Source organism: Micromonospora sp. WMMA1998 (genome assembly GCF_027497375.1).
Classification (GTDB): domain Bacteria; phylum Actinomycetota; class Actinomycetes; order Mycobacteriales; family Micromonosporaceae; genus Micromonospora; species Micromonospora sediminicola.
Genome location: NZ_CP114911.1, coordinates 2,960,637 through 2,977,450, shown reverse-complemented (window position 1 = coordinate 2,977,450; position 16,814 = coordinate 2,960,637). Strand labels below are relative to the sequence as shown.

The following is a 16,814-nucleotide window of genomic DNA, read 5'->3' as shown; positions in this document are numbered from 1 at the left end:
CGATGCGCGCGCACGAAGCCGGTGCCCTGCACGGCGACATCGGCAACCGCAGTCCGGCCTGGTTGCGTACCCCGGTCGACGTCAACGCCCTGGTGCCGCAGCTCTGGCCGCGGCACGTGGCGCGCGGCCCGGCCGGCGCGCTGACCGTCGCGGGCCTGGACGTCCGTGACCTCGCCGCCGAGTTCGGCACGCCGGCGTACGTGCTGGACGAGGACGACCTGCGCGGGCGCTGCCGCGAGTTCCGCGCCGCGTTCCCGGACGCGGACGTCTACTACGCCGGCAAGGCGTTCCTCTGCCGCGCCGTGGTCCGGATGATCGCCGAGGAGGGCATGTTCCTCGACGTGTGCACCGGCGGCGAGCTGGCCACGGCGCTCTCGGCCGGGATGCCGGCGGAGCGGATCGGCTTCCACGGCAACAACAAGTCGGTGGCCGAACTGACCCGGGCGGTGGACGCGGGCGTGGGCCGGATCATCGTCGACTCGTTCGCCGAGATCGACCGGCTCTCGGAGCTGGCCCGCGAGCGCGGGGTACGCCCCCGGGTGCTGGTCCGGGTCACGGTCGGCGTGGAGGCGCACACCCACGAGTTCATCGCCACCGCGCACGAGGACCAGAAGTTCGGCTTCTCCCTCGCCGGCGGCGCGGCGGCCGCGGCCGCTTTCAAGATCCTCGACGAGGACGTGCTGGAGCTGCGGGGGCTGCACTCGCACATCGGCTCGCAGATCTTCGACGCCAGCGGCTTCGAGGTCTCCGCCCGCCGGGTGCTCGCCCTGCAGGCGCAGATCCGCGACGCCCGCGGTGTGGAGCTGCCGGAGCTGGACCTGGGCGGCGGCTTCGGCATCGCGTACACCACGCAGGACGACCCGGCGTCGCCGCACGACCTGGCCAAGCGGCTGCGCAAGATCGTCGACGGCGAGTGCGCGGCGGAGAACCTGGCCGTGCCGCACCTGTCGGTCGAGCCGGGCCGCGCCATCGTGGGGCCGGCCGTGTTCACCCTCTATCAGGTGGGCACGGTCAAGGACGTCGACGGCATCCGCACCTACGTGAGCGTCGACGGGGGGATGAGCGACAACATCCGCACGGCGCTCTACGACGCCTCCTACTCGGCGACGGTGGCCGGCCGGGCCTCGACCGCGGAGCCGATGCTCGCCCGCGTGGTGGGAAAGCACTGTGAGTCCGGGGACATCGTGGTGAAGGATGAATTCCTGCCCGCCGACGTGCAGCCCGGAGATCTTGTCGCGGTGCCCGGCACCGGGGCCTACTGCCGGAGCATGGCCAGCAACTACAACCATGTCCCGCGGCCCCCGGTCGTCGCGGTCCGCGACGGTCGGGCCCGGCTGATCGTCCGCCGGGAGACCGAAGACGACCTGCTCGCATTGGATGTGGGATGACCTCACCGGTTCGCTTGGCGCTGCTCGGCTGCGGCACGGTCGGCAGCGACGTCGTGCGGCTGCTGCACGAGCAGTCCGCCGATCTCGCCGCCCGGATCGGCGCCCCGCTGGAGATCGCCGGCATCGCCGTCCGCCGGCTCGGCCGGGACCGGGGCGACCTGCCGGTCGACCCGGCGCTGTTCACCACCGACCCGCTCGGGTTGATCAAGCAGGACGACGTGGACGTGGTGGTCGAGGTCGTCGGCGGCATCGAGCCGGCCCGGGGCTGGCTGGTCGAGGCGCTGCGCGCGGGCAAGAGCGTGGTGACCGCCAACAAGGCGCTGCTCGCCGAGGACGGCGCCACGCTGCACGACGCCGCCGCCGAGGGCGGCGCGGACCTCTACTACGAGGCCAGCGTCGCCGGGGCGATCCCGCTGCTGCGCCCGTTGCGCGAGTCGCTGCACGGCGACCGGATCACCCGGGTCACCGGCATCGTGAACGGCACCACCAACTTCATCCTCTCCGCCATGGACGCCACCGGCGCCGGCTTCACCGAGGCGCTGGAGGAGGCCACCGAGCTGGGGTACGCGGAAGCCGACCCGACGGCCGACGTGGAGGGCTTCGACGCCGCCGCCAAGGCCGCCATCCTCGCCTCGCTGGCGTTCCACACCCGGGTGACCGCCGCCGACGTGCACCGTGAGGGCATCACCGAGGTCACCGCCGCGGACGTCGCCAGCGCGAAGGCCATGGGCTGCACGATCAAGCTGCTCTGCATCGCCGCCCGGGGCGTCGACGAGGCAGGCCGGGAGACGGTGAACGTCCGGGTGCACCCGGCGATGATCCCGCTGACCCACCCGCTGGCCGGCGTCGGTGACGCGTTCAACGCGGTCTTCGTCGAGGCGGACGCGGCCGGTCAGCTCATGTTCTACGGTCGGGGCGCGGGCGGCGCGCCGACCGCCAGCGCGGTGCTCGGCGACGTGGTCGCGGTGGCCCGCAACCGCCTCGCCGGGGTGCACGCGGCCAGCGAGTCGGCGTACGCGGACCTGTCGGTGCGGCCGATGGGCGAGGCGCTCACCCGCTACCACATCAGCCTCGACGTGGCCGACCGGCCGGGTGTGCTGGCGGCGGTGGCCGGGGTGTTCGCCCGGCACGAGGTCTCCATCGCCACCGTGCGGCAGGGGCCCGCCGGGGGCGACGCCGAGCTGGTGATCGTCACCCACGTGGCGCCGGACGCGGCGCTCGCCGCCACCGTCCGCGAGCTGCGCGGGCTGGACATCGTCCGCTCGGTGGCCAGCGTGCTGCGGGTCGAGGGCGGCGCGTAACCCGGGCGTCCCGCCTGATGGTTAGGACGGGGTGTGCCGGTGACCGGCCGGGGAGGCTGGTCCACGCTGTTGGCGGGTCCCGGTCGGCCGGGGCCGGAGAGGCGAGGAGCGCGACATGTGGCGGGGACTCATCGAGGCGTACCGGGACCGTCTGCCGGTCACCGACGCCACTCCCGTCGTCACCCTGCACGAGGGGAACACGCCGCTGCTGCCGGCGCCGGTGCTCTCCGCCCGGGTCGGCGCGGACGTGTGGCTCAAGGTCGAGGGGGCGAACCCGACCGGCTCGTTCAAGGACCGGGGCATGACCCTCGCCGTCTCCAAGGCCGTCGAGGCGGGGGACAAGGCGATCATCTGCGCCTCCACCGGCAACACCAGCGCCTCGGCCGCCGCGTACGCGGCCCGGGCCGGGATCACCTGCGCGGTGCTGGTGCCCCAGGGCAAGATCGCGTTGGGCAAGCTGGCCCAGGCGCTGGTGCACGGCGCCAAGCTGCTCCAGGTGCAGGGCAACTTCGACGACTGCCTGGGCCTGGCCGGCAAGCTCGCGCAGGACTACCCGGTCGCGCTGGTCAACTCCGTCAACATCGACCGCCTGCACGGGCAGAAGACGGCCGCCTTCGAGATCGTGGAGGCGCTCGGCGACGCGCCGGACATCCACTGCCTGCCCGTCGGCAACGCGGGCAACATCACCGCGTACTGGATGGGCTACTCCGAGGACCTGCGCGACGGCAACGCCACGAAGGCACCCCGGATGTACGGGTTCCAGGCCGCCGGCGCGGCCCCGATCGTCACCGGCCAGGTGGTGCCCGAGCCGTCGACCATCGCCACCGCCATCCGGATCGGCAACCCGGCGAGCTGGACCAAGGCAATCGACGCGCGGGACGCCTCGGACGGTCTGATCTCGGCGGTCACCGACCGGGAGATCCTGTCCGCCTACCGGCTGCTGGCCCGTGAGGTCGGGGTCTTCGTCGAGCTGGGCAGCGCGGCCAGCGTGGCCGGGCTGCTCCAGCAGGCCGCCGCCGGGCGCGTGCCGGCCGGGTCGCGGGTGGTCTGCACGGTCACCGGCCACGGCCTGAAGGACCCGGAGTGGGCCATCTCGACGGCTCCCGCGCCGGTCACCATCGCCAACGACGCCCTCGCCGCCGCCCGCTCCCTCGACCTCGCCTGAGTCGTCCGTCGACCGGCCCGGCGGCGGCGCCGGGCCGGTGCCGACCGGCGGCGTCGAGGGCGGCGCCGGACCCCTCCGGCGCCCCGGGCCGGCTGCTGGGAGCGTGATCGCGTACGGCAGACTCAGGGCACCCCGTAGACCCCTCTTCAGGAGTGAGTAACGCCCATGTCGCTGCTCGCCAGATTCAGTCTCGCCAACCGGGGCCTGATCGCCCTCATCGCGTTGGTGACCACGGCGTTCGGGGCGTTCGCCGTGCCGTCGCTGAAGCAGCAGCTGCTGCCGTCGCTGGAGTTCCCCGCCGCGTTCATCGTGGCCCCCTACCCGGGCGCCGCCCCGGAGATCGTCGAGTCCCAGGTCGCCGAGCCGATCGAGAACAGCCTCCAGGGCATCCCGGGGCTGGAGAAGGTCACCTCGACCTCCCGGGAGGGCGCGGCCACCGTCCAGGTGCAGTACGAGTTCGGCACCGACCTGGACGACGTGGTCAACAAGATGGAGACCGCGCTCAACCGGATCGACGCCCAGCTCCCGGAGGGCGTCGACCCGCAGGTGATCGCCGGCAGCACGGACGACCTGCCCGCCGTGGTGGTCGCCGCGACCGGCGACGGCGACGAGCGGGCGCTGGCCGAGAAGCTGCGCACCACCGTCGTACCGGAGCTGGAAGGGCTGGACGGGGTCCGCTCGGTGGACGTCACCGGCGCCCGCGACCAGGTGGTCACCGTCACGCCGGATCCGGTGAAGCTGGCCGCCGCCAAGGTGGCGCCGACCGCGATCGCGCAGGCGCTCAGGACCAACGGCGTGGCCGTGCCGGCCGGCGCGCTGGCCGACGGCGACCGTTCGCTGCCGGTGCAGGTCGGCACGCCGATCCGCACCGTGGACGACCTGCGGGGCATCGTGCTCACCACGGCGCCGGCCGCGCCGGTCCGCCTCGGCGACGTGGCCCGGGTGGAGCAGCAGCTCGCCCCGGCGATGTCGTTCACCCGCACCAACGGCAAGCCGAGCCTCGGCATCGCGGTCACCGCCAGCCCGGACGGCAACGCGGTGGGCATCTCGCACGACATCCGGGACCGGCTGGACGAGCTGACGGCCGCCTCCGGCGCCGAGCTGACCGTGGTGTTCGACCAGGCCCCGTTCGTCGAGCGGTCCATCGAGAGCCTCACCACCGAGGGCCTGCTCGGCCTGCTGATGGCGGTGGTGGTGATCCTGGTCTTCCTGCTCTCGGTCCGCTCCACGGTGGTCACCGCGGTCTCCATCCCGCTCTCGGTCCTGGTCGCGCTGATCGTGCTCTGGGCCGGCGACTACTCGCTCAACCTGCTGACCCTCGGCGCGCTCACCATCGCGGTCGGTCGGGTGGTGGACGACTCGATCGTGGTGCTGGAGAACATCAAACGGCACCTGGAGTACGGCGAGGAGAAGCGGGACGCGATCCTGGTCGCGGTCCGCGAGGTGGCCGGCGCGGTGACCGCCTCCACGCTCACCACGGTCGCGGTGTTCGCGCCGATCGCCCTGGTCGGCGGCTTCGTCGGGCAGCTGTTCGCGCCGTTCGCGATCACCGTGACGGTGGCCCTGCTCGCCTCGCTGCTGGTGTCGCTGACGGTCATCCCGGTGCTGGCCTACTGGTTCCTGCGCCCGCGGCGCGGGGCCGACGACGCCGCCGCCCGGACGGCCGCCGAGGAGAAGGAGCTGCGCAGCCCGTTGCAGCGGGCGTACCTGCCGGTGATCGGCTTTGCCACCCGCTCCCGCAGGAGCCGGTGGGCCACCGTAGCGCTCGGCCTGCTGGTGCTGCTGGGCACGTTCGGCCTGGCGCAGAAGCTGGAGACCAACTTCCTGGACGACTCCGGCCAGGACACGCTGGCGATCCGCCAGGAGATGCCGGCCGGCACCGGACTCGCCGGCACCGACCGCGCCGCGGCCCGGGTCGAGGAGGTGCTGAAGCGCACGTCGGGGGTGGAGACCTACCAGGTCAGCGCCGGCGGCGGGGACAACCCGTGGGCCGGGGGCGGCGGCAGCGACAGCGCCTCCTGGTCGCTGGCGCTCGCCGACGACACCGATGCCAAGACGGTGCGGGAGACGCTGCGCAAGGAGTTCGACGCGCTCGGCCCGGAGGCCGGTGAGCTGACCTTCGGCGGTGGCCAGGACGCCTCCGCCAACCAGGTCGAGGTGGTGGTGCAGGCCGCCGACCAGGAGACGTTGACCCGGGCGGCGGAGGAGGTCCGGGCCGCGATGGCGGACACCCCGGGCGTGGAGGACGTCACCAGCGGCCTGGCCACCCGGGTGCCCCGGGTGGAGGTGGCGGTGGACCGGGCCGCCGCGGCGCGCGCCGGTCTCACCGAGGCGGCCGTGGGGCAGCTCGTCGCGCAGACGTACCGGGGCGCGCCGCTGGGCCAGGTCACGCTGGACGGCACCGCGCAGGACGTGGTGCTCAGCAGCGGGACGCGGCCGCCGGTGAGCGTGGCCGAGCTGCGGGCGCTGCGGGTGGGCCCGGTGACGCTGGACGCGATCGCCGACGTCAACCAGGTCGACGGCCCGCAGCAGGTCACCCGGATCGACGGTGAGCGCAGCGTCTCGGTCACCGGCACCGCCACCGGCTCGAACCTCGGCGCCACCACCCAGGAGCTGCAGAAGCGACTGGACGCGCTGGACGTGCCGGGCGCCACGTACGTGATCGGCGGGGTGAGCGCCGACCAGGCGGACGCGTTCGCGGACCTCGGCCTGGCCGTGCTGGCCGCCATTGCGATCGTGTTCCTGATCATGGTGGCGACGTTCCGGAGCCTGACCCAGGCGCTGATCCTGCTGATCTCGGTGCCGTTCGCGGCGACCGGGGCGATCGCGCTGCTGCTGGCCACCGGGACGCCGCTGGGCGTGCCGGCGCTGATCGGCGTGCTCATGCTGGTCGGCATCGTGGTGACCAACGCGATCGTGTTGCTCGACCTGATCAACCAGTACCGGGCGCAGGGCATGGGGGTCACCGAGGCCGTGGTCGAGGGCGGCCGCCGTCGGCTGCGGCCGATCCTGATGACCGCGGTGGCCACCATCTTCGCGCTGCTGCCGATGGCGTTCGGGCTGACCGGCGAGGGTGGCTTCATCTCGAAGCCGCTGGCCGTGGTGGTGATCGGCGGCCTGCTCAGCTCGACGCTGCTGACGCTGGTCCTGGTGCCGACGCTCTACACGATGGTGGAGCGGACCAAGGGTTCGCTGCGGGCCCGCCGGGACCGCCGCCGGGGCGCTCCGGAGCAGGTCGAGCCGGCCGAGCCGGCCGAGGCGCCCGCCCCGGAGCCGGTCCCGGTGGGCGTCGGCGGCGGGGAGCGCCCGGCCGAGGTGGCCGCGCCGCCGGCCCGGCCGTCGGGCGCGCTGATCGACGGTACGGACCAGTTCGAGGTGCTCCGCCTGCCCAAGAGCCGGCAGTCCCCGCTGCCCCCGACCGAGTGAGGGAAGGGGCCCCCGCCCGCCGTTCCCGGCGTGGGCGGGGGCCCCGCCCGATTCCCCGCCGCCGCGCGGGACATCCGCGAGCCACCCCGGACGGTACGCTCAGTGAGCTGGTGCCTACTCGGGGTGCGGGGGCGTGATGGTCGACGGCGGGGGCCGGTGGGGTCGGCGCACGCTGCTGCGCCGGTCCGCGCTGCTGCTCGGCGGGGCGGCGCTCGGCTCCGCCGCGACGCTGGAGAGCACCCGGGTGGCCGACCGTCGACTGCCGCTCGCGGGCGGCCCGGCCAGTGCCACCCTGGGCAACCGCCGGCAGGACGTCGGCTCGGGCGGGGTGCAGGTCGTCTGGGGCGTCCGCACCGACACACCGCTGGTCGCGCTGACGTTCGACGACGGCCCGAGCCCACAGTGGACGCCCATGGTGCTGGACACGTTGGCCGAGCACCGGGTGCCGGCCACGTTCTTCCTGGTCGGCGAGCGGACCCGGCGGCACGCCGCGCTGCTGCGGGGGCGGCTGGGCGGGCACGAGGTGGGCAACCACAGCTGGGCCCACCACGACCTCGCCCGGATGGACGCCGCCAGGGCCCACGACGACCTGAGCCGCAGCCACGACGCGATCACGGCGGTCACCGGGGCGGCCCCTCGGCTGCTCCGCCCGCCCTGGGGGCACCTGGGCGGGTCGGTGCTGCACGCGGCCGCGCGGCTGGACTACCGGCTGGTGCTCTGGACGCTCCAGATGGTCGAGAGCGAGTTCCCGCACGACCCGGCCGGGCACGCCCGGCGGATCGTCGCCGACGTCCGGCCTGGCACCATCCTGCTCGGCCACGACGTCGGTGACGAGCGGCGGCTGGTCGCCCTCCGCGGCCTGCCCGACATGATCACCGGGCTGAAGGCCCGGGGCTACACCTTCGTCACCGTCTCCGACCTGCTGCGTCGCGCTGCCGCCCCGGGAGCGGCCCGATAGGGTGCCGGCGTGTCGCCCACCCTCTCGGTCCTCGTCCGCAACCGCGACTTCCGCAACCTGTTCCTCGCCGAGCTGGTGGTGTTCGGCGCTGACTGGTTCGTCATGGTGCCGCTGCTGGTGCTGCTGCCGCAACTGACCGGCAGCGGCGTCTGGGGCGCGCTGGTGCTGGCGGTGGACACCGGCACGACCGCGCTGCTGCTCCCGTACGCCGGCACCGTGGCCGACCGGTTCGACCGCCGCAAGGTCATGATGGCGGCCAACCTGGCCGCGCTCGCCGGCATCCTGCTGCTGCTCGGCGTCCGCGACGCCGGGACGGCCTGGCTGGCGCTGGTGTCGATCGCGATCGTGGCGGTGGCCAAGGCGTTCTACTCGCCGGCCGCCCAGGCGGCCCTGCCCAACGTGCTCGATCCGGCGGACCTGGCGGCCGGCAACGCGGTCGCCGGCTCGGCCTGGGGCACGATGACGGTGGTCGGCGCCTCGCTCGGCGGCATCCTGAGCGCCGCCGCCGGCCCGTACGCCAGCTTCTGGGTGGCCGCCGCGGCCCTGGCCGGGGCGGCGGGCCTGGCGGCGTTGATCCGTCGGCCGCTCCAGGCGCCCCGCGACCCGGCGGCGACCGTGCCGCGCACCTGGGCGGCGATCCGGGAGGCGCTGGGCTACATCGCGCACCGGCCGCGCGTGCTCGCGCTGGTCACGGTGAAGTCGGCGGTCGGCCTGGGCAACGGCGTGCTGACCGTCTTCCCGCTGCTGGCCGGCGTCTACGGGGTCGGGGCGGTCGGCGCGGGCCTGCTCTTCGCCGCCCGGGGCGCCGGCGCGCTGGTCGGCCCGATCCTGATGCGGCGGGTGCTCAACAACCGGGCCTGGCTGCTCACCGGCCTGGCATTGTCGATGTCGCTGTACGGCCTGGCCTACCTGGGCGCCTCGGCGGTGTCCTGGTTCCCGCTGGTGCTGGTCCTGGTCTTCCTCGCCCACCTCGGCGGCGGCAGCAACTGGGTGCTGTCGAACTACGCCCTGCAGGGCGAGGTGCCGGACCGGCTGCGGGGCCGGGTCTTCGCCACCGACATGATGCTGGCGACGCTGGCCATCGCGGTCAGCCAGCTGGTGGTGGCGCTGGTCGTGGACCGGGTGGACGAGCGGACCGTGCTGGCCGGCTGCGGCCTGGTGACCGTCGTCTACGCGATCGGCTGGCGGTTCGCGACGCGTCGCCTCTCGCTCGCCGACCCGGTGCCGGCGCAGGCGCCGGGCGGCGCCGGGTGACCCGCGGGTCCCACGCTGCGGGCGATCCGGCCGGCTGTCGGTGGCACGCCCTAGCATGAGCCGGTGCCGACCACTCTCACCTCCGGCCCGGTCCGGGTCCGGGTGCCCGCGACCAGCGCCAATCTCGGCCCCGGGTTCGACACGCTCGGGCTGGCGCTCGGTCGCTACGACGACGTCACCGCCGAGGTGACCGACGGCGGCGTGCGGGTGGCGGTCACCGGCGAGGGCGCCGGGGAGTTGCCGGCGGACGAGCGGCACCTGGTGGTGACCGCCATGCGGGCCGCCTTCGACGTGCTCGGCGCGCAGCCGGCCGGCCTGGCGCTGGAGTGCGTCAACCGCATCCCGCAGGCCCGTGGCCTCGGCTCGTCCTCGGCCGCCATCGTGGCCGGGGTGCTGGCGGCCCGTGCGCTGGTGGCCGACGGCGGGCAGCGGCTCGGTGACGACGCGGCGCTGCGGTTGGCGGCGGAGTTGGAGGGGCACCCCGACAACGTCGCGCCGTGCCTGCTCGGTGGCTTCACCATCGCCTGGACGGAGTCGTCCGGGGCCCGGGCGGTCTCGCTGCCGGTGGCGTCGGCCGTCCGCCCGACCGTCTTCGTGCCCGCCGAGCGGGGGCTGACCGCGGAGGCCCGGGCCGCGCTGCCGACCACCGTGCCGCACGCCGACGCGGCGTCCAACGCGGGTCGGGCGGCCCTGCTGGTGCACGCGTTGACCGCCGATCCGGCCCTGCTGCTGCCGGCCACCGTCGACCGCCTGCACCAGGACCAGCGGGCGCCGGGGATGCCGGCCACCGCCGCGCTGGTGAGCGCGTTGCGTGGGGCCGGTGTGGCGGCCGTGGTCAGTGGGGCCGGTCCGACCGTGCTGGCGTTGTCCGAGGTCCCGGCGGGATTCGACCCGGGAACACAATGGCGCCGCTGGGAGTTGCCGATAGATGTCAGCGGGGCCCGGGTTTCCCGGGGTAGACTTTGACACGCCGAGCGGGACCCTGTTGCCGCAGGTCGGAAGAGTTGATTACGCTCTAGACCGAGCACAGCCGCGAAGCATGCGATCTTCCTGCGGTTCGGCGCACCCCCGAAGCTCTCGGCGGTCAGCCCGTCACCCCTGCCCAAGGCCCACGCCGCACCGCAGTTTCCACAGGTCGCCGCAGACGGCGAGACCTGCTCACCGATGGTTGGTGAGTCGGGAAACCGACCGGCTGCTGTGTTACAGACTCCCGCGACGCGTCCTTGCGAGGCGGGTGCACCGAGGCCGCCCGGCCACCTGGTTCCACGACTCCGGGCAGTCCCGGCCTATCGAGGGAAGGAATCCATTGAGCGACACCACCGACGTGACGTCGGATGTTTCCAACGTCGCTGGCGATGCCACCACCGCCGCCCCCACGCGTCGTCGGCGCAGCGGCACCGGCCTGTCGGCGATGCTGCTGCCGGAGCTCCAGAGCCTGGCCGCGTCGCTCGGCATCTCCGGTACGGCTCGCATGCGCAAGGGTGAGCTGATCAGTGCCATCACCGAGCGGCAGGGCGGCGCCGCCGCCGGAACCCCTCGACCGCGGGCCGAGGTCGCGGCCGCGGCCGCTCCCGCCCGCGAGGAGGTGCACGCCGAGGTCCGTGAGGAGCGGGCCGAGGCGCGTCCCACCGAGCAGGCGCCCGCCGCCGAGGCGACCGAGGGTCGTACCCGTGGCCGTCGCAGCCGGGCCACCGCCGCCACCGCCGAGACGCGGCCGGCCGAGACGCGCGCCGAGGAGGCTCCCGCCGTCGAGACCGGCGAGCGGGCCGAGCGCGCCGAGCGTGGTGACCGGGCCGAGCGTGGTGACCGGGCCGAGCGTGGTGACCGGGCCGAGCGTGGTGAGCGCAACGACGGCCGGGGCCGCGAGCGCAACGCCGAGCGGGCCGACCGCACCGAGCGGGCCGAGCGGGCCGACCGCGCCGAGCGGGCCGACCGCAACGAGCGGACCGACCGCGCCGACCGGGGCGAGCGGGCCGAGCGGGGCGACCGCAACGACCGGGGCGAGCGGGCCGAGCGGAGCGACCGCAACGACCGCAACGACCGGGGCGAGCGGGCCGAGCGGAGCGACCGCAACGACCGGAGCGAGCGGGGCGAGCGCGGCGAGCGCAACGACCGTGACCGCAACGACCGCGGTGACCGTAACGACCGGGGCCAGCGGGGCGACGACGGTGACGACGACGGCGAGGGCGGCGGCCGGCGGGGCCGGCGCAGCCGGTTCCGGGACCGTCGACGTGGCCGTGGCGAGCGGGGCGAGGTCGGCGACAACGGCGGCGGCCGCGAGCCGCAGGTCGGCGAGGACGACGTGCTCGTCCCGGTCGCCGGCATCATCGACGTGCTCGACAACTACGCCTTCGTCCGGACCACCGGCTACCTGGCCGGGCCGAACGACGTGTACGTCTCGATGTCCCAGATCAAGAAGTACGGCCTGCGCCGCGGTGACGCCATCACCGGCGCCGTGCGGGCCGCTCGGGACGGCGAGCAGCGGCGCGACAAGTACAACCCGCTGGTCCGGCTGGACACCATCAACGGCATGGAGCCGGACGAGGCGAAGCGCCGGCCGGAGTTCTACAAGCTCACCCCGCTCTACCCGCAGGAGCGACTGCGGCTGGAGACCGAGCCGCACATCCTGACCACCCGGGTGATCGACCTGGTGATGCCGATCGGCAAGGGTCAGCGGGCGCTGATCGTGTCGCCGCCGAAGGCCGGTAAGACGATGGTGCTGCAGGCGATCGCGAACGCGATCACCCGCAACAACCCGGAGTGCCACCTGATGGTGGTGCTGGTCGACGAGCGGCCGGAAGAGGTCACCGACATGCAGCGGTCGGTGAAGGGCGAGGTCATCGCGGCCACGTTCGACCGTCCGCCGCAGGACCACACCACGGTGGCGGAGCTGGCGATCGAGCGGGCGAAGCGTCTGGTCGAGCTGGGGCACGACGTGGTCGTGCTGCTCGACTCGGTGACCCGGCTCGGTCGGTCGTACAACCTGGCGGCGCCGGCCAGCGGCCGGATCATGTCGGGTGGTATCGACTCCACCGCGCTCTACCCGCCCAAGCGCTTCCTCGGCGCGGCGCGCAACATCGAGAACGGCGGCTCGCTGACCATTCTCGCCACCGCGCTGGTGGAGACCGGGTCCATGGCGGACACGGTCATCTTCGAAGAGTTCAAGGGCACCGGCAACGCCGAGCTGAAGCTGGACCGGAAGATCGCCGACAAGCGCGTCTTCCCGGCGATCGACATCAACCCCTCCGGTACGCGCAAGGAGGAGGTCCTGCTCGCGCCGGAGGAGCTGGCGATCATCCACAAGCTCCGCAAGGTGCTGCACTCGCTGGACTCGCAGGCGGCGCTCGACCTCCTGCTGGACCGGCTCAAGCAGTCCCGCACCAACATCGAGTTCCTGATGCAGATCGCGAAGTCCACGCCGGGCGAGTGACCTGACGGATCCGACGACGAGGGGCACGGCCGACGGCCGTGCCCCTCGTTCGCGTACCGGCCCCCGACGCCGTGAAGTTTTTCTACGGTTAAGCCGCCAGGTATTGAAACTTCTGTTCATGGTCGGGTTGACTGTCGTCCATGCGAATCCGCAGACGATCCGCCCGTTTCGCCGGCGTCCTGCTGCTGACGCCCCTGCTCACGCTCACCGCGCCGGTGTCACCGCCCGCCGCCGTGGCCGCGCCGCCGGTGTCCACTTCGGCCGAGGACGCACCTGCCGCGTCGTCCCGACCCGATGCCGCGGTCGCGTTGGCCGGTGTGGAACCGGCCGGCGGCCTGGAGACCACGAAGACCACCCGGCCGGTCGCGCCCGGCCTCGACCTGACCTCCTTCGACCGGTACGACGCGGCCGGCTGGTTGCGCGCCGACGCGCTCACCGCGGACCTGTCCGGCGGGCTGACCGTCGACTACGTGAACTCCGGCGCGGTGACCCGGGACGAGCCGCTGCGCGCCGCGGTGGACCGCTCCCGCGCGGTGGCGGCGGTGAACGGCGACTTCTTCGACATCAACAACTCGGGCGCGGCGCAGGGCGTCGGCATCCGCTCGGGTGAGCTGGTGCAGTCGCCGATCGCCGGGCACCCGAACGCCGTCGGGATCAGCGCCCAGGGCATCGGCCGGGTCGTCCAGGTCGGCTTCGAGGGCACCGCCGCGTTGCCCGCCGGGCCGGTGTCGCTGACCCAGTTCAACAACATGGTGCAGCGCGACGGCGTGGGCGTCTTCACCCCGCTCTGGGGCTCGTACCCCCGGCAGCGCGCGGTGGACGGCGCGGCGCGGGTGGTCGAGGTGACGCTGACCGGCGGGCGGGTGACCGCCGTGGCCACCACGGCGGGGGAGGGCCCGATCCCGGCCGGCAGCACCGTGCTGCTCGGGCGGGAGGCCGGCGCCGACGCGCTCGCCGCGCTGCGCCCCGGCGACGCGGTGGACCTGTCCTGGCGCCCGCGCTCCTCCGACGGCGGCGACCTGCGGGCCGCCGTGGGCGGCGGCAGCGTGTTGGTCCGCGACGGCGTGGTGCAGACCGTCGCCGACCAGTCGCTGGCCCCGCGTACCTCGGTGGGCTTCTCCGCCGACGGCCGAAAGATGATCATGTTGACGGTGGACGGGCGTCAGGTGGACAGCCGCGGCGTCACCCAGACCGAGATGGGCCGGATGATGGCCGAGCTGGGCGCGGCGAACGCGCTCAACCTCGACGGCGGCGGCTCCTCCACCCTGTTGGCCCGCGAGCCGGGCGCGCCGGCGGTCCAGGTGGAGAACAGCCCGTCCGACGGCAGCGAGCGCCCGGTGCCGAACGGCCTGGCCGTCTACGCGCCGAAGGGCAGCGGCCGGCTCACCGGCTACTGGCTGGAGACCGCCAGCGACCCGACCGCCGCGCCGGGCGTCGCCCCGGTGCGGGGTGGGCGGCCGGACCGCGTCTTCCCCGGCCTCACCCGCCGCCTCACCGCCGCCGGCTACGACGAGACGTACGGCCCGGCCGCCGGGGAGCCGCGCTGGCGCGCCACCCACGGCCGGGTCGACGGCGACGGCGTGTTCCGGGCCAGCGTTCCCGGCCGCAGCACCGTCACCGCCTCCCGGGGCCGGGCCCGGGGCACGATCGAGCTGACCGTGCTCGGCCCGCTGGAGCGGATCGACGGCACCGTCGACCGGGTCGGGCTGGACCGGGCCGGCGACACCGGCCTGTTCGGCGTGGTCGGCTACGACCCGGAGGGGAACACCGCGCCGATCGAGCCCGGCGACCTCACGTTGGAGTACGACCACGACCTGCTCTCGATCACCCCCACGGCCGACGGCAACCTGGCCGTGAAGGCGCTCGGCGGGTCCGGCTCGGCGCTGGTCACCGCCCGCGTCGGCGCGCGCAGCACGGTGCTGCCGGTGACCGTCGGGCTGACCGACGTGCCGGTGGCCGGCTTCGACGACGCCGCGTCGTGGAAGTTCAGCCAGGCCCGCGCCGCCGGATCGGTCGCACCGGCCGAGGGGCACACCGGCACCGGCCTGCGGATGTCGTACGACTTCAGCCAGTCGACCGGCACCCGGGCCGCGTACGCCGACCCGCCGGCCTGGATCGACGTGCCCGGTCAGCCGCAGGCGTTCGGGATGTGGATCAAGGCCAACGGCACCGGCGAGTGGCCGAGCCTGCACCTGCACGACGCGCAGGACACCCAGTTCGTGCTCCGCGGCCCCTACCTGGACTGGACCGGCTGGAAGTACGTCGAGTTCGCGGTGCCGCCCGGGGTGCAGTACCCGGTGCGGGTGCGCCGGTTCTACGTGGCCGAGACCGACCCGGCCGAGCAGTACCGCAGCGAGGTGGTCATCGACGACCTGGTGGCCCGGGTGCCGCCGGACGTGCAGGCGCCGCCGGAGCCGAACCGGACCGACCGGGTGGTGCTGCGCGACGGCACTGTGGACGGCGCGCCCTGGCGCTTCGCGGTGCTCTCCGACGCCCAGTTCGTCGCCGCCGACCCGGACAGCGAGCTGGTCGCCCAGGCCCGCCGCACGCTGCGTGAGGTCCGCGCCGCCCGGCCGGACTTCCTGATCATCGACGGCGACTTCGTGGACACCGCGTACCCGGCGGACTTCGCGTTGGCCAAGCGGATCCTGGACGAGGAACTGGGCGGCCAGGTGCCCTACTACTACGTGCCGGGCAACCACGAGATCATGGGCGCGCCGATCGACAACTTCCGGAACGTCTTCGGGGACACCTCGCGCGTCTTCGACCACGCCGGGACCCGTTTCGTCACCCTGTCCACGGCCACCGGTTCGCTGCGCGGGGGCGGGTTCGACCAGGTGGAGCTGCTGCGCCGGACGCTCGACGCGGCGGCCGCCGACCGGTCGGTCGGCTCGGTCGCGGTGTTCTTCCACCACCCGCCGCGCGATCCCAGCCCGGCCAAGGCCAGCCAGCTCGGCGACCGGAAGGAGGCCGCCCTGGTCGAGCAGTGGCTGGCCGACTTCCAGCACCGCACCGGCAAGGGCGCGCTGGTGGTGAACGGGCACGTCGGCACCTTCCACGCCGACCGGGTGGACGGGGTGCCGTACGTGATCAACGGCAACGCGGGCAAGGATCCCTCCACCCCGGCCGGGCTCGGCGGTTTCACCGGCTGGACCGAGTTCGGGGTGGACCCGGTGACGCCCCGGGAGGCCGAGCGGGCCCGCCGGGACCCGCTGGCGGAGGGGCCGCGGTGGGTGGCGGCGGAGACGCACGCCCACGTCGACCGGCTCGACCTGACCGCGCCCGCCGAGGTGCGGGTGGGGACCCCGGTGGCCGTCGCCGCCACGCTCACCCAGCCCGGCGGCCGGCAGGTGCCGGTGGCCGCGCCGGTCAGCGCCGACTGGGCCGGTTCGCCGAACCTGCACATCGGCGGCGCGGCGGGCGTCCGTCCCTGGCACGCCGCCCGCTTCGACCCGGTGACCGGCAAGCTGACCGCGCTGCGCCCCGGCGTCCAGGTCCGGCTGACGGTGACGGTGAACGGAGTGAAGGCCGAGGCGCAGGTGACCACCGTCGCCGCGGTCCGGGCCCCCGCGGCCTGACCCGAGGGCCGGGGCTCCTCGACCTGGGGGAGGAGCCCCGGCACCGGGGTCGTCGATCATGAAGTTGGCCGGGACAAAAGCGACAGGAAACGCGGCCAACTTCATGATCGACCGACTCGGCGCGGGTGGGTTGGGGTGGGTCGGGGGCGTGGGCGGAGTGGGGGTGGGAATGCGGTGGGGCGGGCGGGCGTTGTGGCAGCCGGACCTGCTGTGTCGAGTGGGCGACGCCCATGGCACACTGGTCAATCGGCCACCGGTTCCGGTTCACGCCCGAGCCCGTCGCGGACGACGGGGAGCACCGACGGCGACCCGGC

Annotated in this window: 9 protein-coding genes; all 9 read left to right on the top strand. The window is 74.2% G+C overall.

Going from position 1 to position 16,814, the window contains the following annotated elements:
- Positions 1 to 2: 2 nt before the first annotated feature.
- Complete coding sequence (lysA, locus tag O7600_RS13235) at positions 3 to 1,388, top strand: diaminopimelate decarboxylase (RefSeq protein ID WP_281593860.1); 1,386 nt, start codon at positions 3 to 5, stop codon at positions 1,386 to 1,388.
- The gene (locus O7600_RS13230; protein WP_281593859.1) at positions 1,385 to 2,689 is read left to right on the top strand and encodes a homoserine dehydrogenase; all 1,305 of its coding nucleotides are present in this window, start codon (positions 1,385 to 1,387) and stop codon (positions 2,687 to 2,689) included. The genes lysA and O7600_RS13230 overlap by 4 nt, the downstream gene beginning before the upstream one ends.
- A gap of 115 nt (positions 2,690 to 2,804) precedes the next feature.
- Positions 2,805 to 3,854: a threonine synthase gene (gene thrC, locus O7600_RS13225; protein ID WP_281593858.1), complete on the top strand. Its 1,050-nt coding sequence runs from the start codon at positions 2,805 to 2,807 to the stop codon at positions 3,852 to 3,854.
- Between the two features lie 165 nt (positions 3,855 to 4,019).
- Positions 4,020 to 7,280: an efflux RND transporter permease subunit gene (locus O7600_RS13220; protein ID WP_281593857.1), complete on the top strand. Its 3,261-nt coding sequence runs from the start codon at positions 4,020 to 4,022 to the stop codon at positions 7,278 to 7,280.
- A 136-nt stretch (positions 7,281 to 7,416) separates the two neighbouring features.
- Entirely contained in the window at positions 7,417 to 8,238 is an 822-nt protein-coding gene (locus O7600_RS13215; protein ID WP_281594144.1) for a polysaccharide deacetylase family protein, read from the top strand.
- A 9-nt stretch (positions 8,239 to 8,247) separates the two neighbouring features.
- Positions 8,248 to 9,492 (top strand): MFS transporter, encoded by a 1,245-nt coding sequence (locus O7600_RS13210; RefSeq protein WP_281593856.1) that lies wholly within the window; start codon positions 8,248 to 8,250, stop codon positions 9,490 to 9,492.
- Positions 9,493 to 9,555: 63 nt separating this feature from the next.
- Positions 9,556 to 10,458, top strand: a complete 903-nt coding sequence (gene thrB, locus O7600_RS13205; RefSeq protein ID WP_281593855.1) for a homoserine kinase — start codon at positions 9,556 to 9,558, stop codon at positions 10,456 to 10,458.
- Between the two features lie 340 nt (positions 10,459 to 10,798).
- Positions 10,799 to 12,922: a transcription termination factor Rho gene (gene rho / locus O7600_RS13200; RefSeq protein WP_281593854.1), complete on the top strand. Its 2,124-nt coding sequence runs from the start codon at positions 10,799 to 10,801 to the stop codon at positions 12,920 to 12,922.
- A 140-nt stretch (positions 12,923 to 13,062) separates the two neighbouring features.
- A complete protein-coding gene (locus O7600_RS13195; RefSeq protein ID WP_281593853.1) occupies positions 13,063 to 16,500 on the top strand; it encodes a phosphodiester glycosidase family protein in 3,438 nt (1,145 codons plus the stop codon).
- Positions 16,501 to 16,814: the final 314 nt, after the last annotated feature.

Bases quoted from the DNA above. Each gene is read 5' to 3' on its own strand.
- lysA (WP_281593860.1), top strand. From the start codon at position 3: ATGCGCGCGCACGAAGCCGGTGCCCTGCACGGCGACATCGGCAACCGC.
- O7600_RS13230 (WP_281593859.1), top strand. From the start codon at position 1,385: ATGACCTCACCGGTTCGCTTGGCGCTGCTCGGCTGCGGCACGGTCGGC.
- thrC (WP_281593858.1), top strand. From the start codon at position 2,805: ATGTGGCGGGGACTCATCGAGGCGTACCGGGACCGTCTGCCGGTCACC.
- O7600_RS13220 (WP_281593857.1), top strand. From the start codon at position 4,020: ATGTCGCTGCTCGCCAGATTCAGTCTCGCCAACCGGGGCCTGATCGCC.
- O7600_RS13215 (WP_281594144.1), top strand. From the start codon at position 7,417: ATGGTCGACGGCGGGGGCCGGTGGGGTCGGCGCACGCTGCTGCGCCGG.
- O7600_RS13195 (WP_281593853.1), top strand. From the start codon at position 13,063: ATGCGAATCCGCAGACGATCCGCCCGTTTCGCCGGCGTCCTGCTGCTG.